Source organism: Cronobacter universalis NCTC 9529, from assembly GCF_001277175.1.
In the GTDB taxonomy this organism is placed as follows: Bacteria; Pseudomonadota; Gammaproteobacteria; order Enterobacterales; family Enterobacteriaceae; genus Cronobacter; species Cronobacter universalis.
Genome location: NZ_CP012257.1, coordinates 4,175,565 through 4,196,315 on the forward strand (window position 1 = coordinate 4,175,565; position 20,751 = coordinate 4,196,315).

Genomic DNA, 20,751 nt, shown 5'->3' on the forward strand with positions numbered 1-20,751 from the left:
CTGATGCATGAAAATACTGGTGATCGGCCCGTCATGGGTGGGCGACATGATGATGTCGCAAAGTCTCTATCGCACGCTCCGGGCCCGTTATCCGCAGGCGGTGATTGACGTGATGGCGCCCGCGTGGTGCCGTCCGCTGCTGTCGCGTATGCCGGAGGTGAACGAGGCGATCCCCATGCCCCTCGGCCACGGCGCGCTGGGCATTGGCGAGCGCCGCCGTCTGGGTCACAGCCTCCGTGAGCGTCGTTACGATCGCGCATATGTGCTGCCAAACTCATTTAAATCGGCGCTGGTGCCGTTTTTTGCGGGTATCCCGCACCGCACCGGCTGGCGCGGCGAGATGCGCTACGGCCTGCTGAATGATATTCGCACGCTGGATAAACAGGCGTGGCCGCTGATGGTCGAGCGTTATGTCGCGCTGGCCTACGATAAGGGCGTGATGCAGTCGGCGAAAGATCTGCCGCAGCCCTTACTCTGGCCGCAACTGCTGGTCACGGACGCGGAAAAAAGCCAGACCTGCGCGCAGTTCGCGCTTTCCGCCGAGCGTCCGGTCATCGGGTTCTGTCCCGGCGCCGAGTTCGGCCCGGCGAAACGCTGGCCGCATTATCACTACGCAGAACTGGCAAAACAGCTGATTGACGAAGGTTATCAGGTGGCGCTGTTCGGCTCGGCGAAAGATCACGAAGCGGGCAATGAAATCCTCGCGGCGCTGAGCGTTGAGCAGCAGGCGTGGTGCCGTAATCTCGCGGGCGAAACCCAGCTTGAGCAAGCCGTGGTGCTGATTGCCGCCTGTAAGGCCGTAGTGACCAATGATTCCGGCCTGATGCATGTGGCCGCCGCGCTCGATCGCCCGCTGGTGGCGCTGTACGGCCCGAGCAGCCCGGATTTCACGCCGCCGCTGTCGCATAAGGCGAAAGTGATCCGCCTTATCACCGGCTACCATAAAGTACGCAAAGGCGACGCCGCCGAAGGCTACCACCAGAGTCTCATCGACATTACGCCCGCGCGCGTACTGGAGACGCTCAACGAACTGCTGCTGAACGAGGAAGCCTGACGGATGCGGGTGCTTGTTGTGAAAACCTCCTCGATGGGCGACGTGCTTCATACGCTGCCCGCGTTAACCGACGCCATGCAGGCGATGCCGGATATTCGATTCGACTGGGTGGTGGAGGAAGGCTTCGCGCAGATCCCGTCATGGCATCCGGCGGTTGAGCGTGTATTGCCGGTGGCGATTCGCCGCTGGCGTAAGGCGTGGTTTTCCGCGCCGGTTAAAGCCGAGCGCCGCGCCTTTCGCGACGCGCTGCGTGCGGTGAATTATGATGCGGTGATCGACGCGCAGGGGCTTGTCAAAAGCGCGGCCCTGGTGACGCGCCTGGCGCGTGGCGTTAAGCATGGTATGGACTGGCAGACGGCGCGCGAACCGCTTGCCAGTCTCTTCTATAACCGCCGTCACCATATTGCGAAAGCGCAGCACGCCGTGGAGCGCACCCGCGAGCTGTTCGCGAAAAGCCTGGGTTATGCAAAGCCCGCCGCGCAGGGCGATTACGCCATCGCGCAGCACTTTTTACGCCAGCCTGCGGACGACGCCGGGCGTTATGTCGTGTTCCTGCATGCCACCACGCGCGATGAAAAACACTGGCCGGAAGCGCACTGGCGCGAGCTGATTGAATTAATGCAGCCAACCGGATTACATATTAAACTGCCGTGGGGTGCAGAACATGAGCGCCAGCGCGCCGAACGTCTGGCTGCCGGTTTTTCTTATGTCGAGGTTTTACCGAAGCTAACACTTGATCAGGTGGCGTCAGAGCTCGCAGGAGCTCGTGCGGTTGTCTCTGTTGATACGGGATTAAGTCACCTTACCGCTGCGCTGGCCCGCCCTAACATTACCCTTTTCGGCCCTACGGACCCCGGATTGATTGGCGGGTATGGTGAAAACCAGTTTCAAATCATCAGCGATACGAAAGAGATGAAAAATATCACAGCCAGCAACGTATTAAACCGCTTAAACGAACATGCGCTTATAAATGCCGTGGATTCGGAAAGATGAGTTATATACTTCTTTTTGTCATTTTTTTGCCTGCAAAACTGATCGGCAAGCTGTTCCGAAAGCCGACAGGGCGCAACCTCGTCATCCAGACGGCGAAAATCGGCGATTTCGTGAATGCGACGCCGTTACTGGCTTATCTGGGTAAGAGCGACATGCTGATTAGCCGCGCTGTAGCGCCGCTGGCCAGCCATGATGACACTATTGAGCGTTTTTATTTAATTGAACCGAATAAGCGCAGCCTGTGGGCAAAGCTGCGCTTTGCTTTTATTTTGATGAACCGCTATGACAACGTTTATCTCTTACACCCTAACAGCACCAACCTCTTTTTTGCCGCGATCTGCAACGCTCCCAATAAACAGTTTTTGAGTATTTATACGCGCCGCTGGTACCATCGTCTCTTTTATGCGGCGGCGACAGGTGTTGTTAAACATACTAAAACGACGTTATCAGTGACCAATTACCTGAAGCTTGCCGACCGTTCCCTCGACTGGAAAGACGCCCCCAAGCACGCGACGCATCCTCTTTATTGTCCTTCTCACTACCCGCCTCTCTTTAACGAAGGCAAAAGTCTGAAGATAGGCCTGAGTATCTCAGCGGGAAATAAGGCAAAAACAGTACCACCGGCTATCTGGAAACGTATATTTACGCATCTTTCCGATTTACCTTGCACCTATTACGTTTTTGGCTCCAGTAATGAACAACCCTGGCTCGATGACTTATTAAGAGAGACAGGTGAAATGCCCAATATGATTAATATGATAGGCAAGCTTAACCTGGAAGATGTTCCCTGGGCATTATCCAGGATGGATGCCTATATCGCCTCGGATTCCGGCAATGTGTATATTGCCGATGCGGTAGGTGTGCCCGTTGTACTGCTTTTCGGCCCTTGCTGTCATTACGAACAGCGTCCTCTTGGAAAAACGCTTTTAGTGGGTGATGACGCTAATATTTGCTCATATGTTTTTGAAACCCGATATTATTTTAATAAAGATCGGGAAGAGCTTTTTGCGGTAAGTGAAAAGGACCTTGAGGCTATTTATAATTTTATCAGTAGCTGCCAGTCATCTCAAAATTCGTCAGTTGCGGGTTAATGCAATGGAGTATTCAATGCCTTTTTTAAGCATTATTATTGCCGGCCACAATTGCGGTGAAACACTGGCAAAAACGCTGGACAGTTTAATTTCAGCGTTAAGTGGCGCACATGATTATGAAGTAATAATAATCAATGACGCGTCAGATGATAATACACAAGACATCATTAACAATTACAGCGAAACGTGGTCTCATTATCAAAGTGTTGAGGTTGCTTTCAATAATGTCGGCAAAGTCAGAAATAAAGCGATCAGTATTGCCAAAGGCCAGTATATCACAATGCTGGATAGCGATGATTTGCTAAAGCCTGGATGTCTCGATAGATATATTGAGTTTTTAAAAAACCAGCGCCCCGACATGTTAATAACACGGTTAATTGAAATACGCGATTTAAAAAAAATGAGTCCAGAATGGGATGGCCTCCACCCACAAGCGCTTTCAAGGGAAGAAGCCATCAGGCGTTTCCTGATTCACAAAGATTTCCAGGCACATCTGATAGGCCAGTTCATCAGCAAGGATCTTTATAATCAGGCCCCCATACCTGCCATGACATGCTATGAAGATTTTGCAATCTTCCCGAAACTCCTGATGTGCTCCAGTAAACTTTTTTTTCAAAGTCAGGGCCATTACTATTATGTTAAAAGGCAGGGCAGCTTATCCAGCACGCCAGACGATGAAAAAACAACTAATCTGGTGAACTGCACCAGGGAGATGGAAAGGTTATTTCCAGATAAATTCAGATGGCTTGTTTATTGCCACTGGCTGGATATCTATCTCAAATTTCGCCACCGTCTGAATGCTTCGCAGTATGCAGAAGTCTATCGCAGAGTGGTAAAAACCCGGTCTGCTGGATTCCTGTTCTCCCCCGACATTCGTTTCAGTTATAAAAAGAAGGCTATTAAATCATTATGGATAAAGTAAAACGCAGAGTATATGCATTAACCTTCTTATTGACATTAGGTTCTCTATTACTCGTACTGCTTAATTCAGGGCGCCAACGAGAATTTTTTTATATCGCAACCTATCTTAGTATTATTGGTTTGTTACTTGACCATAGAAATATTAACCTGCGTCGTTTTTCAATCGCTTATCCTTTGCTGCTAATCGGTGTGGCGAAGGTCATCTGGTATCTGATTTTTGAACTTCACCATGAAGGTATCAATTTTTATAGCGATCACCTGAGCGCGGGGAAAAAGATTATTCTTGGCAGTATTCTTGTCTTTTATCTTGAACAGTTCAGGCGCTATCTCTCAGTAGCGATGGCTAAAAAAGGGGTATTGCTGGCCACCGGCGCAAGCGTTTTGCTGGCCACCGCTTATGGTTTTTGGCAGCACTATCAGGGCATGGGCCGCGTTGAGATGGGTATCAACCGTGCGACAATTTCCGCCTACATCTACTCTGCTATCTCATTAACTTTCATCTGGTCATTATATAGCCTTAAGAACAAGAGTGCTTATATTATCGCAGCAGCAATGATTCTGCTGACTTATGCATTAATCCTGGCGACGGGCACCCGTTCTGTTATTGGGCTCTATCTTATTTTTATTATCCTGATGACACTCAATCACTTCAAAAAAATCCATATTAAATCGACAGTCGTGATGCTTGCATTGCTGGCTGGAATAGTGGCTCTGGCTTATAAGCCATTTATTTCGCCTAAAATTAATCAGACTCTTAACGAGGTGACGCTTTATCAGAAGGGTAATGACAAGACCTCATTGGGCGCCAGATTCTCTATGTGGGCGGTTGGCATACATAATGGTATAACGGCGCCTTTGGGGCAGTCTATGGAACAGCGTCAGGTTGTTTCTCAGCATTATGTTGAACACAATCCGCTCTATGCATCAGCGATGACTTACATCAACGTGCATATGCACAACGAAACGATTGATACATTTTCTTTGCAGGGTATAGCAGGCGCCATTGTATTACTTTTCTTCTATATCTCTCTCATAACACATGCTGCGCGAAATAATAATACCGTTTTGCTTTTCGCGACTATCATGCTCGTGATGTATGGCTTTACAGATGTGTTATTAATTAGCGCTGAAGCCGTGACTTTCTTCATTACTCTCTTTGGCGTCAGTACGCTTTTAGTCGAACGCCAGGCCTCTGTTAAACCGAACACCCTGGGCTGAGTTAACAACGCCGGTTATCCGGCGTTTTTCTTGTAGTGATAGTATTCTGTCAGCGTCATCCCCTGGGTACGCGGAGCAAGCCAGGCGAATAACGTTTCCAGATCTTGATACAGCCCTTCAATAGCGGCCTCATCTTTAAAGGTGGGGCTACCGCCTGGCATAAACTCCGATGAATGCAGCATAAATTCTACGTAATCGCATCCCTGCGCGAGGCATTTCTGCGCGACCTGAATCATCTGTTGCGCATTCCCTCCCGCAGGCCGCAGCCAGTTAACTGACGGACTACGGTATTTTCCGCGTAAGCTATCGTAACGTTGCTTAAGCGAGTTCAGCCAGGCCGGATGTTTATACTGGATGCTCATCGGGACCTCCAGCAGCGTGCTGTTCCCCGGACGGGCAATATATTCTGGATCGATAAAATAGGCCCGATCGGGAAAATGCTGGTAATCGGTACCCCCCTGACCATCAGGCGCGCCTTTGGCGTTACGCCAGTTTACCCGCGGCGTCACGGAACAATCGCTTTCATAACCCAACTCAATCAGTAACTGGGCATAACGACTGTCAAATGCCCACCGTCCGGCGCGATGGCTACGCATTTTAGTCTGAAAAGTTTGCTCCAGCAGATCGGTCATAAAAACGACTTTTTCACGCATGATGTTATCAGGAAATTCAATCAGATAAGGCTGCCAGCGCCAGTCATCGCCGGTTAAGTCATGTTCGGGCGGGCTGTTCCAGGCATGGAGATGCATGCCCACTTCACCTTGTCCTCGGGCGATAACGTCTCGTGCAAAGTCGATATAAACCGGCTCAATAGCCATCTCATAGTTAGTCAACCAGACCGGTTTAAATGAAAAGCGCTCGCAAAGTGCCTGAAAACGAGACAAATAACGGGCATTTTCAGTTTTTATCTGACGATGATTTTGCCAGAGGTTATCGCCTTCTGTATCAATGGTAATGATGAATGCAGGTTTGGACATAACGGCCCCGAAGTGAACGACATAGCGCTATGTTACGCAGCCTCTTCATTAAGGGCAAACGAGGGTACGGCCGCAGAAAGAGAGTGAGTGCAAGGTAACAGCAGGTCTATTAGAATTGATAATAGTCTGAACTAACGAAAATCATGATGAATAACGCCCTGACTTCACTTACCGCTAATCCTGATCCTCGTATTCTTATCATTAAGCTGCGCCATCACGGCGATATGCTGCTGACGACCCCGGTTATCAACTCCTTACATCAACGCTGGCCGCAAGCGCAAATCGACGTGCTGCTTTATGAGGAGACCAGGGACATGCTGGCGGCAAATCCGTTTATTCATCATATCTACGGTATAGATCGCAAATGGAAGCAGCTCGGCGCGCGTCAGCACTTACAAAAAGAGTGGCAGCTTCTTAAGGCACTGCGTGACCGTCATTACGATCTCGTCATTAATCTCGCCGATCAATGGCGCAGCGCGCTCCTCACCCGTTTTACCGGCGCCCCGGCACGTATCGGTTTTGCATTTAACAAACGTAAGAACGCGTTATGGCGCTATTGTCATACTGAGCTCGCTTCCGTCGAGGGGCATAAAGCCATGCATACGGTTGAACAGAATTTGTCTGTTCTGGCGCCGCTTAAGGTTGCCCCCGTACCGGTAGTAACGATGAGTTACCAGCCCGAAGACTGGCAGACTGCCCGCAGTAAGCTTGAAGCCTGCGCTGTCACCGATTCCTATATCGTTATCCAGCCGACCTCCCGCTGGTTTTATAAATGCTGGGATGAAAGCAAAATGGCGCAAACCATCGCTGCGCTGCAACGTGAAGGCCACACTATCGTGCTCACTTCCGGCCCTGATAAAAAAGAGAAAGCGATGATTGAACGTATACTGGCTGAGTGCCCCACTGAACGCGTGGTATCTCTGGCAGGCGCGCTCACCCTTCGCCAGCTTGCTTCGCTTATTGATCACGCGGCGCTTTTTATCGGCGTCGATTCAGTACCGATGCACATGGCCGCCGCGCTGAAAACGCCCTGTGTGGCGCTTTTTGGTCCATCCAAACTTGTCTTCTGGCGACCATGGCAGGTTGTCGGCGAAGTTATCTGGGCTGGAGATTATGCCCCCCTCCCCGATCCGGACAGCATTGATACCAGTACCAGTGAACGTTATCTCAACGCTATCCCGGTGGATGCCGTGGTGGCCGCAGCGAGGAAGCATTTGTCATGAAACCCTTCCGGCTGGCCATTGTGCGCCAGAAATACCGTCCCGATGGCGGCGCGGAGCGCTTTGTGTCGCGAGCATTGACGGCATTAAGCGATAACGCTCCCAACCTTGAACTCAATGTCATTACTCGTGAATGGCAAGGTGAAACCCAACCGGAATGGCATATCCATATCTGTAACCCGCGCAAGTGGGGCCGCATTAGCCGCGAGCGCGGCTTCGCGGAGGAAGCGCGTAAGCTATGGATCAAAGAGCGGTTTGATCTCGTGCAGAGCCATGAGCGTATCCCTGGCTGTGATATCTATCGGGCCGGGGATGGCGTCCACCGACGCTGGCTTTTGCAACGGTCACGCATTTTACCGGCCTGGCGCAGAACGTTATTGATGAACGATCGTTATCATCGCTATGTTATGCAGGCGGAAAAATCCATGTATGAAGCTTCTGAGCTAAAGGCCGTCATATGTAATGCCGAAATGGTTAAGCATGAGATCATGGAGGATTTCGGCGTCTCAGAAAGTAAAATTCATGTCATTTATAATGCTATTGATACAAAACGCTTTTTTCCTGCGAATGAAGCGCAAAGGCAGGTACTCAGGACGCGTTTAGACATACCACAGAGTGCCGTCACGCTTATCTTTGTCGGATCCGGATTTGAGCGTAAAGGCCTGGCCCCGGCGCTGCATGCAATTGCGCAAACCGACCGTTATTTAATCGTGGTAGGCCAGGACAAAGCTGAAAAAGAGTATCGCGACTTAGCCGCACAATTAGGCTGCGCTTCGCGTGTACGCTTTGTTGGATTACAAAAAGAGACGTTGCCGTGGTATCAGACCGCAGATGGTTTGCTGTTACCCACGCTGTATGATCCATTCCCAAATGTTATTCTTGAAGCAATGGCGTGTGGCTTACCCGTCATCACGACGCCAGGCTGTGGTGGCTCAGAATTTATAACAACAGAAAAAACGGGATTCATTGGCGATGCTCTGGACTTTCGACGGCTAAGAGATTACGTCATGGCCATCCCATCAAGGCTTGAAAACCAACAGATGGGCGATACAGCGAGAGAAAGGGTGTCAGAAAATACACCCGCCAGGCTTTCACAGCAATTGTTGTCGTTGTATCAAAACTTACTGGAATGATGATGCGAATCCTGATGATTATTGACGGCCTGCCAGGGGGTGGCGCCGAAAAGACGGTTTTAACGCTTGCGAGAGGCATGACGGAGATGGGGCATCATGTCTCGGTGTTCTCATTACGCCGCGTATGTGACTACACCATCCCGGAAGGCGTTGATTATCAGGTCGTATTAGATACCTGCAAAAAACCATGGCGTAAGCTGACTGAATTATCGCGTCGCGCCCGGCTTCTCGATGGCGCCATCAGGCAGGCAGAGCGCGGGGGTAAGTTCGATCTTATTCTTTCTCACCTGCACAAAACTGACCGCATAGTGGCGCACAGTAAGGTCATAGACCCGGCTAAGCTCTGGTTTTGCATACATGGCATGTTTTCGTTTTCATACCTTATGCATCGAAAAGGGTTCGCGCGTTGGCTGAAAAGGACAAAGATTCGTCGCATCTATCAAAACAGCAACGTGGTGGCAGTTTCACAAGCGGTTTTGCATGACCTGACTGATAATGTCGGCATTAGCCTTCGCCATAGCCAGGTTATCCATAATCCTTTTGATATTGAGGCTATCCAGCAACAGGCTGCGGCGCCCTGCGAAATGGAAGGGCAACCTTATCTGATTCATGTTGGCCGTTTTCATCACCATAAACGCCACGATCGCCTGCTGCACGCTTTTGCTCAAAGCGGTATCAAAGATGCCTCGCTGGTACTGATGGGGAATGGATCAGATGAAAAAATCGCATCGCTTGCGTCGTTGGCTGAGAAGCTAAATATCGCCGAACGTGTGATCTTTAAACCTTTTGCCGCGAATCCTTATCCCTGGATTCGCAACGCGCGGCTACTCGCCCTGAGCTCCGACTGCGAAGGCTTCGGAAATGTGCTGGTTGAGGCCATTATCTGCGGCACTCCGGTTGTAAGTACAAACTGTCCCGGAGGTCCGAAAGAGATTATGACCGGCGATCTGGCTCGCGGGCTGTCCGGGATGGATGCTGACTCTCTGGCGCAGACGTTAGCTGAAATTTACCATAATCCGCCTGTAGTTGACCGCGATACGATTGTCTCTTATGGTGTCGACGCTATTTGCAGGCAGTATCTGGCGCTTGCCTCCCGGTAATGAAATGATTCAGGTTGGTCTATGCAACAACATTCTTCTCCGCTACTAAGCGTGGTGGCTGCCGTTTATAACGGCGAGGCGTTTCTGAACCAATTTTTTGAATGCCTTGCGGCCCAAAAAATTACCGATCTGGAAGTGATCATTGTTAACGATGGCTCTACCGACGGTTCGATGAGTATTGTTGAAGAGTGGCGTCGCCATTTTCCGACCATGATAGTGCTTGAACAGGAAAATCAGGGCGTTTCGGTGGCGCGTAATACCGGGCTGGCCGCGGCATCAGGACAATATCTCTCTTTCCCGGATATCGATGATTTCTTTCGTCCGGGCATGTATCAACGCCTACTGGATCTGGCGTTAAAGAACGATCTTGATGTCGTAACCTGCAACGGCAATTACGTGTGGGAGAATGATAAAAAACCGACACGGCCGATTTTTCCTTTAGATAAGCTGCAATCCACCGATGTTATGCAGGGCGCGGCATGGCTCAAGCGAGCCCTGGATTCGCGTAAGTTTCTCCATGTCACATGGTTAAATCTTTATCGCCACGCCTTCATAAAAGAACATGGGTTTCGTTTTGAACCTGGATTACGCCATCAGGATATCCCATGGACGACTGAAGTCCTGCTGGCAGCGGATCGCGTCCAGTATACTGACGAACAGTTTTATGATTACTACATCCACTCCGCGTCCGTATCCCATAAGCCTGACAATGACGACACGCTGATCCGTTCAGCGCGTCATTATATGAAGATCCTGCAAATGCTGGAGGCTATCAATCAGCGTTACCCGGACAAAGTGAAGGATATCCCGGCCTGCCACTGGCAAATTGCGAAAGAAGGCCTGGGTATCCTGCACACCTTTAACAACATACAAGATCCGCTTAAAAAGCAGCAGATTGTTAAAGAATTTTTTGACCAGGGCGTCTGGGGTCTTATCTGGAAAAACGCGCGTAACCTGCGTTTGCGCTGGCGCCTGGGCCGTCGTTACTTCCGCCTGAAAAAAATCGCAGGCTAAAAATGCATTTACAGGCGCGCTTTCGGAACGAATGGCGCCGTATCCGGATGCGATAAAACCGCCTGTACCCTGGCGTTTTTTCTGATAGTTCCTGATGCCGCGGGCGGTGGCCGCCGCCCGCTTCTTCCTCTCTCTGCTTCTCTGTATACTGCCGGCAGGCAAAACTCTCCTGTTGGCGCCAAAACAATAGCTTTACCCCGGTGAAATGCTTAGAATTTGCCCGCCGATACAGAAAATAACGGATATTAGCTTGGAATCGTTGTATACCGCTCTGCTCTACCTGATACAGCCTTTTGTCTGGGTGCGGCTTTTGCTCCGCAGCCGTAAAGCCCCTGCCTATCGCAAACGATGGGGGGAACGCTACGGCTTTTGTCAGGGAAAAGTATTGCCGGACGGTATCCTGCTGCACTCGGTGTCAGTGGGCGAAACCCTGGCCGCTATCCCGCTGGTGCGCGCGCTGCGCCACCGCTATCCGTCGCTGCCGATTACCGTCACCACGATGACGCCGACGGGCTCTGAGCGCGTACAGTCGGCGTTCGGCAAAGATGTGCATCACGTTTATCTGCCTTACGATCTGCCCTGCGCCATGAACCGTTTTCTGGAAACCGTGCGCCCGAAACTGGTGATCGTCATGGAAACCGAGCTGTGGCCGAATATGATTGCCGCGCTGCACCAGCGCAAAATTCCGCTGATTATCGCCAACGCCCGTCTCTCTGAACGCTCCGCCAAAGGCTATCAAAAGCTTGGCGGGTTTATGCGCCGCCTGCTCGCGAAAATTACGCTGATCGCCGCGCAAAATGATGAAGACGCCAGCCGCTTTACCGCGCTGGGTCTGAAGCGCAACCAGCTGGCGGTCACCGGCAGCCTGAAATTCGATATCTCCGTAACGCCGGAGCTTGCCGCGCGCGCGATTACGCTGCGTCGCCAGTGGGCGCCGCGCCGTCAGGTGTGGATCGCCACCAGCACCCATGATGGCGAAGAAGCGATTATTCTGCAGGCGCACCGCCAGCTGCTGGAAACTTTTCCCGATCTGCTGCTGATTCTTGTGCCGCGCCATCCGGAGCGCTTTAAAGACGCGCGCGATTTAGTACAGAAAGCTGGGTTTAGCTTTACGCTGCGCAGCACTGGCGAAATTCCGTCCGGCAGCACGCAGGTGGTGATTGGCGACACAATGGGCGAGCTGATGCTGTTATACGGCATTGCCGATCTCGCGTTTGTCGGCGGCAGCCTTGTCGAGCGCGGCGGCCACAACCCACTGGAGCCTGCCGCACATGCCATCCCTGTGCTGATGGGCCCGCATACCTTTAACTTCAAAGATATCTGCGCCAAATTGCAGGAAGCCGACGGACTCATCACCGTGACCGGCGCCGATTCGCTGGTGAAAGAGATCGCCACGCTTTTGACCGACGAAGACTATCGTCTCTGGTATGGCCGTCACGCGGTGGAAGTGCTGCACCAGAATCAGGGCGCGCTACAGCGTCTGTTGCAGCTGCTGCAGCCCTACCTTCCGCAGCGGAGCCACTGATGCGCGCGCGCCTCTCGGTGGTGATGATCGCCAAAAACGCGGCGGCGTTGCTGCCGGATTGCCTCGCCTCCGTGGCCTGGGCCGATGAGATCGTAGTGCTGGATTCCGGCAGCAGCGACGACACGGTCGCGGTCGCTACCGCCGCCGGTGCGAAAGTCTTTACCGAAAGCGACTGGCAGGGTTACGGCGTTCAGCGCCAGCGTGCCCAGCAGTACGCCAGCGGCGACTACATATTGATGATCGATACCGACGAGCGCGTGACGCCGGAGCTGGCGCAGGCGATTCGTCAGGCGCTTGAAAACCCCGATCCGCAGACGGTGTACAGCATCGCCCGCCGCAATCTCTTTCTGGGCCGCTTCATGCGCCACAGCGGCTGGTATCCCGATCGCGTCACCCGCCTCTATGCGCGCGAGCGCTATCGCTATAATGATAATCAGGTGCATGAATCGCTCGACGCGCCAGGCGCGCGCGTGGCGACACTTTCAGGCGATCTGCTGCACCTGACCTGCCGTGATTTCGCCAGCTTCCAGCGCAAGCAGCTGAACTACGCCACCGCCTGGGCGCAGGAGCGTCATCAGCAAGGTAAAAAGGTATCGGTGCCGGGCATTTTCGGGCGTACGCTGGCCGCGTTCTGCAAGACGCTTATCCTGCGCGCAGGCGTGCTGGATGGCAGACAGGGCTGGCTGCTGGCAGTCGTTAACGCCCAGTACACCTTCAATAAATATACCGAGCTGTGGGCGCTGAACCGCGGCTTTACGGAAAAGTAACGCTATGACCACTCGCGCGATTTACCCTGGTACTTTCGACCCAATCACCAACGGTCATCTCGATATCATCACCCGTGCGGCCAGCATGTTCGACGAGCTGATCCTGGCGGTCGCCGCCAGCCCGCATAAAAAGACGATGTTTTCGCTGGATGAACGCGTAGCGCTGGCGCAGCAAGCCGCGGCGCATCTGCCGAATGTCAGCGTGACCGGTTTTAGCGATCTGATGGCGAATTTCGCGCAGTCACAGCAGGCGAACGTTCTGGTGCGCGGCCTGCGTACCGCGGGCGATTTCGAATATGAGATGCAGCTGGCGCATATGAACCGTCATCTGATGCCGTCGCTTGAAAGCGTTTTTCTGATGCCGTCGAAAGAGTGGTCGTTTATCTCATCAAGCCTGGTGAAGGAAGTGGCGCGCCATCAGGGCGACGTCTCCCACTTCCTGCCTGCGCACGTTCACCAGGCCCTGCTAGAAAAGCTGCGCTAATCACTTCTGACAGCGTCGACACCAGTAGGTGCGGCGCTGGGCATGTTTCCCCGCCAGAATCGGCGTGCCGCACACCCGGCAAGGTTCGCCTTCGCGCCCGTAGACCTGCAACTGTTGCGCAAAATAGCCCGGTTTGCCGTCGCTTTGCAGAAAATCGCGAAGCGTAGTGCCGCCCTGCTCAATCGATCGTAACAGCACCGCTTTGATCGCCTGCGCCAGCAGTTCGCACTCTTTTTCCGACAGCGACGAGGCCAGCCGATCGGGATGGATCCCGGCGGCAAACAGCGACTCGCTGGCGTAGATGTTGCCGACGCCCACCACCAGCTTGTTATCCATCAGCCAGGGTTTAATCGCGACTTTCTTTTTCGCGCATTTATCACGCAGGTACGCGCCGTTAAAGGCGTCGCTTAGCGGCTCCGGCCCCAGATGCGCCAGCACATTGTGGCCTTCGAGTTCACGCGTCCACAGCCAGGCGCCGAAACGGCGCGGATCGGTGTAGCGCAGCACTTTGCCATTGCTCATCACCAGGTCGACATGATCGTGCTTCTCGGCTGGCCGCTCCTCGGGGAGGATGCGCAGGCTGCCGGACATACCAAGGTGGATGATTATCCAGCCGTCAGGGAGTTCCAGCAGCAGGTATTTGGCGCGACGCTGCACGCTGAGAATGGGTTTATCGCTTAACGCATGGATTTCATCGGATACCGGCCAGCGCAGGCGGCCGTTACGTACAACAGCATGCAATATCGTTTCGCCAACCAGATGCGGTTCAATCCCGCGACGGCTGGTTTCCACCTCAGGTAATTCAGGCATAGCGTCTCTCGCGTGAGTTCATTAACAGGGAGCGGTAATAAAAGATATGAGGGCGGATCGGAAAACAAAAAACCCCGCCGAAGCGGGGTTTTTGTACAAATCAGACAAAAATCTTATTTGATTTTAGCTTCTTTGTAGAGAACGTGCTGACGGACAACTGGATCGAATTTCTTCAGTTCCAGTTTTTCCGGCTTAGTACGTTTGTTCTTCGTGGTGGTATAGAAGTGACCAGTACCAGCAGAAGAAACCAGCTTGATTTTCTCGCGAATACCTTTAGCCATGATTTATTTCCTCTAAGTACTTAGTACTTTTCGCCACGGGCACGCAGTTCAGAAAGAACTACATCAATGCCTTTTTTATCAATTACACGCATACCTTTAGCAGATACGCGCAGAGTAACGAAACGCTTTTCGCTCTCAACCCAGAAACGGTGAGAGTGCAGGTTCGGCAGAAAACGGCGTTTAGTCGCGTTCAGTGCGTGGGAACGGTTGTTACCGGTCACCGGACGCTTGCCAGTTACTTGGCAGACTCGGGACATGTCTATTCTCCAAAAATCAAATTAGCTCGAGCTTCGTATAGGGTATTGGCAGCCTCGTCAGGCCTGATGGCCCAGTCTGGCGGTTCAATGGAACTCGCATTGCCAGGCCCACATGCCAAACCCGAGATTCTCAAAGGTGGCGTAGTATACGCTGCCGGGGCCGTCTGCTCAAGTCCCGAACAGATAAAGATCGCTAAGGATCGCCACGTCTGGCTTATATCCACCCACGTTCGGCGAAAGAAACGTATTCTCCACGCCCAATGACCAGATGGTCAAGCACCCGAATGTCCACGAGCTGACAACATTTTACGATGCGCTCGGTCACCATTTTATCCGCCCGGCTGGGCTCGGCGTGCCCGGAAGGGTGATTATGCGCAAGGATAATCGCGGCGGCGTTGAGCCGCACCGCCTCACGAACGATTTCGCGCGGATGCACTTCCACATGGCTGAGCGTGCCGGTGAACAGCGTATTTTGCCTGATGATACGGTTCTGGCTGTCGAGAAAAATCACCAGAAACATTTCGCGCTCCTGCTCCGCAAGCTGGCTTTCCAGAAATTCGCGCGTAATGGTGGGGCTCAGCAACGCTGTTTCTTCGTTGGGCCGCGAGCGATAGTATCGCCGCGCCAGTTCGCCGATGGCCCTGAGCTGCACGTATTTCGCCATGCCGACGCCGCCGATGTCCCGAAAGGGACTGATATCCGCTGACAGCAGCGCATACAGTGAACCAAAGTGCGCCAGCAGCCGTTTTGCCAGCGTCATGACATCCATACCCGGCGTCCCAGTGCGCAGGAAAATCGCCAGCAGTTCTTCATCGCTTAAATCCGCCGCGCCATAGCGCATGAGCTTTTCCCGCGGCCCGTTGTTCATTTTCGCCATCGTCTTCCCTGCCCTTTGTCGCTACGCCATTATCCGCGGGCGGCCAGAGGCTGGCGACAGCGGTTTTTCATCCCTGCGCGACGTCTCGCAAAGTTTAAATTTCATACCGCCGCGCAGGTTTTGGGATTGTGATAAAATGCCCGCTTTCCAGAAAGTGACAGGAAGAGAAGACCATGGGCCTTGCCGGTAAAAAAATCGTTCTGGGCGTCAGCGGCGGCATTGCGGCGTATAAAACGCCGGAGCTGGTGCGCCGTCTGCGCGAGCGCGGCGCGGAAGTACGCGTCGCAATGACCGAAGCAGCAAAAGCGTTTATTACGCCGCTGAGCCTGCAGGCCGTTTCCGGCTACCCGGTGTCAGACAGTCTGCTTGACCCGGCCGCCGAAGCCGCAATGGGTCATATTGAACTCGGCAAATGGGCGGATTTAGTGATTCTCGCGCCCGCCACCGCCGATCTCATCGCGCGCGTCGCCGCGGGCATGGCGAACGATCTGGTGACGACAATTTGTCTCGCCACGCCGTCGCCTGTCGCCGTCGTCCCGGCCATGAATCAACAGATGTACCGTAATATCGCGACACAGCAGAATATCGAGCTGCTCGCTTCGCGCGGTCTGCGCATCTGGGGACCAGACAGCGGCAGCCAGGCCTGCGGCGATGTGGGCCCCGGCCGTATGCTCGATCCGCTAGAGATTGTAGAGCTTGCCGCAAACCACTTCGCGCCTGTCAACGATCTGCAACATCTCAACATCATGATTACCGCGGGCCCGACCCGTGAGCGACTCGATCCGGTGCGCTACATCACTAACGACAGCTCCGGCAAAATGGGATTCGCGATTGCAGCAGCGGCCAGCGCCCGCGGCGCGCGCGTCACGCTGGTGGCGGGGCCGGTCGCCCTGCCGACGCCGCCAGGGGTGGAGAGAATCGATGTCGGGAGCGCGCTGGAGATGGAAGCCGCCGTGCAGCAACGCGCGCAGCAGCAGCAGATTTTCATAGGCTGCGCGGCCGTCGCGGACTACCGGGCCGAGACCATTTCTTCTGAAAAAATAAAAAAACAGGGCGATGAACTGACGCTGAAAATGGTGAAAAATCCCGATATTGTCGCAGGCGTCGCGGCGCTCTCGCAAAATCGCCCTTATGTTGTCGGGTTTGCTGCCGAAACAAATAATGTGGAAGAATATGCGCGGCAAAAACGCCTGCGCAAAAACCTTGATCTGATTTGCGCGAACGATGTGTCGCAAGCCGGTCATGGTTTTAACAGCGATACCAACGCTTTGCATCTTTTCTGGCAGGAGGGAGATAAAGTCTTACCGCTTGAGCGGAAGGCGCTCCTTGGCCAACGTTTACTGGACGAGATTGTTACCCGTTATGATGAAAAAAATCGACGTTAAGATTCTGGACCCGCGCGTGGGCGAGCAATTCCCGCTGCCGACGTATGCCACCTCTGGCTCAGCAGGCCTCGATCTGCGCGCCTGCCTGGACGAGTCCGTTGAACTGGCGCCGGGTGCGACGACGCTCCTGCCAACCGGTCTGGCTATTCATATTGCCGATCCTTCACTTGCCGCTGTTATTCTGCCGCGATCGGGTCTTGGGCATAAACATGGCGTTGTGCTGGGTAACCTGGTCGGGCTTATCGATTCCGACTACCAGGGGCAGCTGATGGTTTCCGTCTGGAACCGCGGCCAGCAGAGCTTCACGATTGAACCTGGCGAACGCATCGCGCAGATGGTATTTGTGCCGGTCGTACAGGCGGAATTTAATCTGGTGGAAGACTTTACCGCCACCGATCGCGGCGACGGCGGTTTCGGGCACTCCGGGCGTAAATAAGCCGCCCGCGTAACCGCGCATTCCTTAAGTTAAATAAAGCGAACCGATTGCCGCAGGCGAAAGCCTGCGGACGCTTTGTGGATGCTCGCCTGGCAAGTGATTATTTTTCAGGGGTATTTTGAAACATGGCAGAAAAACAAACCGCGAAAAGGAACCGTCGCGAAGAAATACTTCAGTCTCTGGCGCAGATGCTTGAATCCAGCGATGGCAGCCAACGTATTACGACCGCAAAACTGGCGGCCTCCGTTGGCGTTTCCGAAGCGGCGCTTTATCGCCACTTCCCCAGCAAAACCCGCATGTTCGACAGCCTGATTGAGTTTATTGAAGACAGTCTGATTACCCGCATTAATCTGATTCTGAAAGATGAAAAAGAGACGCTTAACCGTCTGCGCCTGATTGTGCAGCTCATCCTCGGTTTCGGCGAGCGTAACCCGGGGCTGACCCGTATTCTCACCGGCCATGCGCTGATGTTTGAACAGGATCGTCTGCAGGGGCGTATTAACCAGCTGTTTGAGCGTATTGAAGCCCAGCTGCGCCAGGTATTGCGCGAGAAGAAAATGCGCGAAGGCGAAGGTTACGCGACTGATGAAGCGCTGCTGGCAAGCCAGCTGCTGGCGTTTTGTGAAGGGATGTTGTCGCGCTTTGTGCGCAGTGAATTCCGCTACAGCCCGACGGCGGATTTCGAAGCCCGCTGGCCACTGCTGGCCGCGCAACTGCAATAACGTCGATGCAGTCAGAGAAAAAGGCCGGATATCCGGCCTTTTGTTTTCCTGTCAGATACCGTATTGCTGGCGATACGCCTCTACCGCGGCCAGATGGTTGGCCATCTCCGGCTTCTCCGCAAGATACGCGATAAGCTCGTTAAGCGTAATAATCGCAATCACCTGACAGCCGTAATCGCGCTCCACCTCCTGAATGGCGGAAAGCTCGCCGCGTCCGCGCTCCTGCCTGTCGAGCGCAATCATCACGCCGGCAAGCGTCGCGCCGTTCGCCTGGATAACCTCCATCGATTCACGAATCGCGGTACCCGCGGTAATCACATCATCCACCAGCATAACGCGGCCCTGAAGCGGGCTGCCGACCAGGTTGCCGCCTTCGCCGTGGTTTTTAGCCTCTTTGCGGTTAAAGCAGTACGGCACGTCGCGTTCATGATGCTCTGATAACGCGACAGCCGTGGTGGTGGCGATTGGAATGCCTTTATAAGCGGGGCCGAACAGCAGATCGAAATCGATACCGGAATCGACCAGCGCCTCAGCATAAAAACGGCCCAGCAACGCCAGATCGCGACCGGTGTTAAACAAACCGGCGTTAAAGAAGTAAGGGCTCTGGCGCCCGGATTTCAGCGTGAACTCACCAAATTTAAGCACCTGTTTGTTAAGGGCGAATTCAATAAACTGGCGCTGATACGGTTTCATGGCTTTGCTCCTCAGATAGCATTTTGCAGGCGTAAAAAAGGCGACTCTTCAGTCGCCTTAAAAATCAGTTTGCTAACGCCGCCTTCTGCGACGCCACGATCGACTCGATTCCCCCACGGGCCAGGGCCAGCAAGTCGAGCAACTCCTCATGGGTGAAGGGCTCGCCTTCCGCCGTGCCCTGCACTTCAATCATGCGGCCGTCTTCCGTCATGACGACGTTCATATCGGTGTCGGCGGCGGAATCTTCCACATATTCCAGATCGCATACCGCTTCGCCGTTAACGATACCGACGGATACCGCCGCGACCATTCCTTTCATTGGGTTAGTTTTCAGCTTGCCTGCCGCGACCAGCGCGTTCAGCGCATCAGCCAGCGCAACGCAGGCGCCGGTGATGGACGCCGTGCGGGTACCGCCGTCGGCCTGAATCACATCGCAGTCGAGGGTAATGGTAAATTCGCCCAGCGCTTTAAGATCCACCGCCGCGCGCAGCGCCCGGGCAATCAGACGCTGAATTTCGAGTGTACGGCCGCCCTGCTTGCCTTTTGCCGCTTCACGGGCGTTACGGGTATGGGTCGCGCGCGGCAACATGCCATATTCGGCTGTGATCCAGCCTTGCCCCTGGCCTTTCAGGAAGCGCGGCACGCCTTCTTCAATGGAAGCGGTGCAAAGCACTTTGGTATCGCCAAACTCAACCAGCACGGAGCCTTCTGCGTGTTTAGTGTAATGACGGGTCAGGGTAACTGGGCGCACTTCTGATGCGCTACGGCCTGCTGGACGCATGGGCATATCTCCGGCTTGTTAACGAATGTGGCTGCGCATTATACGGGCTGAAAGCGCTTATTCCTATCCTGTCCGACCTGCGGTAGCTATAATCCCCACATTCACATCAGAAAACGGGTACTTCTATGATCCGCAGTATGACCGCCTACGCCCGGCGAGAAATTAAGGGTGACTGGGGCAGCGCCACCTGGGAGCTGCGTTCAGTAAACCAGCGCTACCTGGAAACCTATTTCCGTCTGCCGGAGCAGTTCCGCAGCCTTGAACCCGTGGTGCGCGAGCGCATCCGTACCCGTCTGACACGCGGCAAAATCGAGTGTAGCCTGCGTTTTGAGCCCGATGCCAGCGCGCAGGGCGAGCTGATCCTCAACGAAAAACTGGCAAAGCAGCTGGTTTCCGCCGCTAACTGGGTAAAAATGCAAAGCGACGAGGGCGAAATCAACCCGGTCGATATTCTGCGCTGGCCGGGCGTAATGGCCGCTCAGGAGCAGGATCTTGATGCCATCGCTGCAGATATTCTGGCGGCACTTGACGGCGCGCTTGACGATTTCATCGTGGCGCGCGAAACCGAGGGCCAGGCGCTGAAAGCGCTTATCGAACAACGCCTCGAAGGCGTCAGCGCCGAAGTCGCTAAAGTACGCGCGCATATGCCGGAAATTCTTCAGTGGCAGCGTGAGCGCCTGGTGTCAAAGCTCGAAGATGCGCAGGTGCAGCTTGAGAATAACCGCCTCGAGCAAGAACTGGTGATGATGGCGCAGCGTATTGATGTCGCTGAGGAGCTCGACCGCCTGGAAGCGCACGTTAAAGAAACCTATAACATCCTGAAGAAAAAAGAGGCGGTAGGCCGTCGTCTGGACTTCATGATGCAGGAATTTAACCGCGAATCGAACACGCTGGCGTCTAAGTCAATTAACGCCGATGTGACCAATTCCGCTATTGAGCTCAAAGTGTTAATTGAGCAGATGCGCGAGCAGATCCAGAATATCGAATAAGTTTTTAAAAGGCCCGTCAGGGC

The 20,751-nt window shown here is 53.7% G+C and carries 23 protein-coding genes; 16 read left to right on the forward strand and 7 right to left on the reverse strand.

The window, feature by feature from the left end:
• The first annotated feature begins 7 nt into the window (after window positions 1-7).
• Genes rfaF through AFK65_RS19315 form a run of 5 tightly spaced genes read left to right on the forward strand, consistent with a single transcriptional unit; the run spans window position 8 to window position 5,277 of the window.
• Window positions 8-1,054, forward strand: coding sequence for an ADP-heptose--LPS heptosyltransferase RfaF (gene rfaF / locus AFK65_RS19295; protein WP_007703279.1), 1,047 nt, complete (start codon window positions 8-10; stop codon window positions 1,052-1,054).
• A gap of 3 nt (window positions 1,055-1,057) precedes the next feature.
• Window positions 1,058-2,047 (forward strand): lipopolysaccharide heptosyltransferase RfaC, encoded by a 990-nt coding sequence (gene rfaC, locus AFK65_RS19300; protein ID WP_007703281.1) that lies wholly within the window; start codon window positions 1,058-1,060, stop codon window positions 2,045-2,047.
• A complete protein-coding gene (locus AFK65_RS19305) occupies window positions 2,044-3,138 on the forward strand; it encodes a glycosyltransferase family 9 protein (protein WP_007703283.1) in 1,095 nt (364 codons plus the stop codon). The genes rfaC and AFK65_RS19305 overlap by 4 nt, the downstream gene beginning before the upstream one ends.
• Window positions 3,139-3,154: 16 nt before the next feature.
• Window positions 3,155-4,060, forward strand: coding sequence for a glycosyltransferase family 2 protein (locus tag AFK65_RS19310; protein ID WP_007703286.1), 906 nt, complete (start codon window positions 3,155-3,157; stop codon window positions 4,058-4,060).
• Entirely contained in the window at window positions 4,048-5,277 is a 1,230-nt protein-coding gene (locus tag AFK65_RS19315; protein ID WP_007703289.1) for an O-antigen ligase family protein, read from the forward strand. The genes AFK65_RS19310 and AFK65_RS19315 overlap by 13 nt, the downstream gene beginning before the upstream one ends.
• 14 nt (window positions 5,278-5,291) lie before the next feature.
• Here the strand turns inward: AFK65_RS19315 and AFK65_RS19320 are convergent, their stop codons facing one another.
• Window positions 5,292-6,254 carry a polysaccharide deacetylase family protein gene (locus AFK65_RS19320; protein WP_007703292.1) on the reverse strand — a complete coding sequence of 321 codons (963 nt, stop codon included), beginning with the start codon at window positions 6,252-6,254 and terminating at the stop codon, window positions 5,292-5,294.
• A 140-nt stretch (window positions 6,255-6,394) separates the two neighbouring features.
• Here AFK65_RS19320 and rfaQ point away from each other — a divergent pair, with 140 nt between their 5' ends.
• The 7 genes from rfaQ (at window position 6,395) to coaD (ending at window position 13,497) form a co-directional block, all read left to right on the forward strand.
• Entirely contained in the window at window positions 6,395-7,477 is a 1,083-nt protein-coding gene (gene rfaQ / locus AFK65_RS19325; protein WP_038858601.1) for a putative lipopolysaccharide heptosyltransferase III, read from the forward strand.
• Window positions 7,474-8,607 (forward strand): glycosyltransferase family 4 protein, encoded by a 1,134-nt coding sequence (locus AFK65_RS19330; RefSeq protein ID WP_007703298.1) that lies wholly within the window; start codon window positions 7,474-7,476, stop codon window positions 8,605-8,607. Before rfaQ ends, AFK65_RS19330 begins: the two co-directional genes overlap by 4 nt.
• A 2-nt stretch (window positions 8,608-8,609) precedes the next feature.
• A complete protein-coding gene (locus AFK65_RS19335) occupies window positions 8,610-9,707 on the forward strand; it encodes a glycosyltransferase (RefSeq protein WP_007703300.1) in 1,098 nt (365 codons plus the stop codon).
• Between the two features lie 21 nt (window positions 9,708-9,728).
• Window positions 9,729-10,721, forward strand: a complete 993-nt coding sequence (locus AFK65_RS19340) for a glycosyltransferase (protein WP_007703304.1) — start codon at window positions 9,729-9,731, stop codon at window positions 10,719-10,721.
• 250 nt (window positions 10,722-10,971) lie between these two features.
• Window positions 10,972-12,246, forward strand: a complete 1,275-nt coding sequence (waaA, locus tag AFK65_RS19345) for a lipid IV(A) 3-deoxy-D-manno-octulosonic acid transferase (RefSeq protein WP_007703306.1) — start codon at window positions 10,972-10,974, stop codon at window positions 12,244-12,246.
• Window positions 12,246-13,013: a glycosyltransferase family 2 protein gene (locus tag AFK65_RS19350; RefSeq protein ID WP_007797552.1), complete on the forward strand. Its 768-nt coding sequence runs from the start codon at window positions 12,246-12,248 to the stop codon at window positions 13,011-13,013. Before waaA ends, AFK65_RS19350 begins: the two co-directional genes overlap by 1 nt.
• Before the next feature lie 4 nt (window positions 13,014-13,017).
• On the forward strand, window positions 13,018-13,497 hold the full coding sequence (coaD, locus tag AFK65_RS19355; RefSeq protein ID WP_007703329.1) for a pantetheine-phosphate adenylyltransferase: 480 nt from the start codon (window positions 13,018-13,020) through the stop codon (window positions 13,495-13,497).
• Here coaD and mutM read toward each other — a convergent pair whose 3' ends face one another.
• The 4 genes from mutM to radC form a co-directional block, all read right to left on the reverse strand.
• A complete protein-coding gene (gene mutM / locus AFK65_RS19360; protein WP_007703332.1) occupies window positions 13,498-14,307 on the reverse strand; it encodes a bifunctional DNA-formamidopyrimidine glycosylase/DNA-(apurinic or apyrimidinic site) lyase in 810 nt (269 codons plus the stop codon).
• A gap of 113 nt (window positions 14,308-14,420) precedes the next feature.
• Entirely contained in the window at window positions 14,421-14,588 is a 168-nt protein-coding gene (gene rpmG / locus AFK65_RS19365; protein WP_003024094.1) for a 50S ribosomal protein L33, read from the reverse strand.
• A gap of 20 nt (window positions 14,589-14,608) precedes the next feature.
• The gene (gene rpmB / locus AFK65_RS19370; protein WP_004388471.1) at window positions 14,609-14,845 is read right to left on the reverse strand and encodes a 50S ribosomal protein L28; all 237 of its coding nucleotides are present in this window, start codon (window positions 14,843-14,845) and stop codon (window positions 14,609-14,611) included.
• 214 nt (window positions 14,846-15,059) lie between these two features.
• Window positions 15,060-15,722: a RadC family protein gene (radC, locus tag AFK65_RS19375; protein ID WP_007703334.1), complete on the reverse strand. Its 663-nt coding sequence runs from the start codon at window positions 15,720-15,722 to the stop codon at window positions 15,060-15,062.
• Between the two features lie 173 nt (window positions 15,723-15,895).
• Here radC and coaBC point away from each other — a divergent pair, with 173 nt between their 5' ends.
• From coaBC to slmA, 3 genes are all read left to right on the forward strand, one after another.
• The gene (coaBC, locus tag AFK65_RS19380; protein WP_038858598.1) at window positions 15,896-17,107 is read left to right on the forward strand and encodes a bifunctional phosphopantothenoylcysteine decarboxylase/phosphopantothenate--cysteine ligase CoaBC; all 1,212 of its coding nucleotides are present in this window, start codon (window positions 15,896-15,898) and stop codon (window positions 17,105-17,107) included.
• On the forward strand, window positions 17,085-17,543 hold the full coding sequence (gene dut, locus AFK65_RS19385; RefSeq protein WP_032805041.1) for a dUTP diphosphatase: 459 nt from the start codon (window positions 17,085-17,087) through the stop codon (window positions 17,541-17,543). The genes coaBC and dut overlap by 23 nt, the downstream gene beginning before the upstream one ends.
• Window positions 17,544-17,668: 125 nt before the next feature.
• A complete protein-coding gene (gene slmA / locus AFK65_RS19390) occupies window positions 17,669-18,265 on the forward strand; it encodes a nucleoid occlusion factor SlmA (protein ID WP_007703339.1) in 597 nt (198 codons plus the stop codon).
• Window positions 18,266-18,316: 51 nt separating this feature from the next.
• Here slmA and pyrE read toward each other — a convergent pair whose 3' ends face one another.
• Complete coding sequence (pyrE, locus tag AFK65_RS19395) at window positions 18,317-18,958, reverse strand: orotate phosphoribosyltransferase (RefSeq protein WP_007703341.1); 642 nt, start codon at window positions 18,956-18,958, stop codon at window positions 18,317-18,319.
• Between the two features lie 64 nt (window positions 18,959-19,022).
• Window positions 19,023-19,739, reverse strand: a complete 717-nt coding sequence (rph, locus tag AFK65_RS19400) for a ribonuclease PH (protein WP_007703343.1) — start codon at window positions 19,737-19,739, stop codon at window positions 19,023-19,025.
• 125 nt (window positions 19,740-19,864) lie between these two features.
• Between rph and AFK65_RS19405 the strand changes: the two genes are divergently transcribed.
• A complete protein-coding gene (locus AFK65_RS19405; protein ID WP_007703345.1) occupies window positions 19,865-20,728 on the forward strand; it encodes a YicC/YloC family endoribonuclease in 864 nt (287 codons plus the stop codon).
• The last annotated feature ends 23 nt before the right edge of the window (window positions 20,729-20,751 follow it).

Coding starts and splice junctions, on each gene's coding strand:
- rfaF (WP_007703279.1), top strand. CDS start 8: ATGAAAATACTGGTGATCGGCCCGTCATGGGTGGGCGACATGATGATG.
- rfaC (WP_007703281.1), top strand. CDS start 1,058: ATGCGGGTGCTTGTTGTGAAAACCTCCTCGATGGGCGACGTGCTTCAT.
- AFK65_RS19305 (WP_007703283.1), top strand. CDS start 2,044: ATGAGTTATATACTTCTTTTTGTCATTTTTTTGCCTGCAAAACTGATC.
- AFK65_RS19310 (WP_007703286.1), top strand. CDS start 3,155: ATGCCTTTTTTAAGCATTATTATTGCCGGCCACAATTGCGGTGAAACA.
- AFK65_RS19315 (WP_007703289.1), top strand. CDS start 4,048: ATGGATAAAGTAAAACGCAGAGTATATGCATTAACCTTCTTATTGACA.
- AFK65_RS19320 (WP_007703292.1), bottom strand. CDS start 6,254: ATGTCCAAACCTGCATTCATCATTACCATTGATACAGAAGGCGATAAC.
- AFK65_RS19330 (WP_007703298.1), top strand. CDS start 7,474: ATGAAACCCTTCCGGCTGGCCATTGTGCGCCAGAAATACCGTCCCGAT.
- AFK65_RS19335 (WP_007703300.1), top strand. CDS start 8,610: ATGCGAATCCTGATGATTATTGACGGCCTGCCAGGGGGTGGCGCCGAA.
- AFK65_RS19340 (WP_007703304.1), top strand. CDS start 9,729: ATGCAACAACATTCTTCTCCGCTACTAAGCGTGGTGGCTGCCGTTTAT.
- AFK65_RS19350 (WP_007797552.1), top strand. CDS start 12,246: ATGCGCGCGCGCCTCTCGGTGGTGATGATCGCCAAAAACGCGGCGGCG.
- coaD (WP_007703329.1), top strand. CDS start 13,018: ATGACCACTCGCGCGATTTACCCTGGTACTTTCGACCCAATCACCAAC.
- mutM (WP_007703332.1), bottom strand. CDS start 14,307: ATGCCTGAATTACCTGAGGTGGAAACCAGCCGTCGCGGGATTGAACCG.
- rpmG (WP_003024094.1), bottom strand. CDS start 14,588: ATGGCTAAAGGTATTCGCGAGAAAATCAAGCTGGTTTCTTCTGCTGGT.
- rpmB (WP_004388471.1), bottom strand. CDS start 14,845: ATGTCCCGAGTCTGCCAAGTAACTGGCAAGCGTCCGGTGACCGGTAAC.
- radC (WP_007703334.1), bottom strand. CDS start 15,722: ATGGCGAAAATGAACAACGGGCCGCGGGAAAAGCTCATGCGCTATGGC.
- coaBC (WP_038858598.1), top strand. CDS start 15,896: ATGGGCCTTGCCGGTAAAAAAATCGTTCTGGGCGTCAGCGGCGGCATT.
- dut (WP_032805041.1), top strand. CDS start 17,085: ATGATGAAAAAAATCGACGTTAAGATTCTGGACCCGCGCGTGGGCGAG.
- slmA (WP_007703339.1), top strand. CDS start 17,669: ATGGCAGAAAAACAAACCGCGAAAAGGAACCGTCGCGAAGAAATACTT.
- pyrE (WP_007703341.1), bottom strand. CDS start 18,958: ATGAAACCGTATCAGCGCCAGTTTATTGAATTCGCCCTTAACAAACAG.
- rph (WP_007703343.1), bottom strand. CDS start 19,739: ATGCGTCCAGCAGGCCGTAGCGCATCAGAAGTGCGCCCAGTTACCCTG.
- AFK65_RS19405 (WP_007703345.1), top strand. CDS start 19,865: ATGATCCGCAGTATGACCGCCTACGCCCGGCGAGAAATTAAGGGTGAC.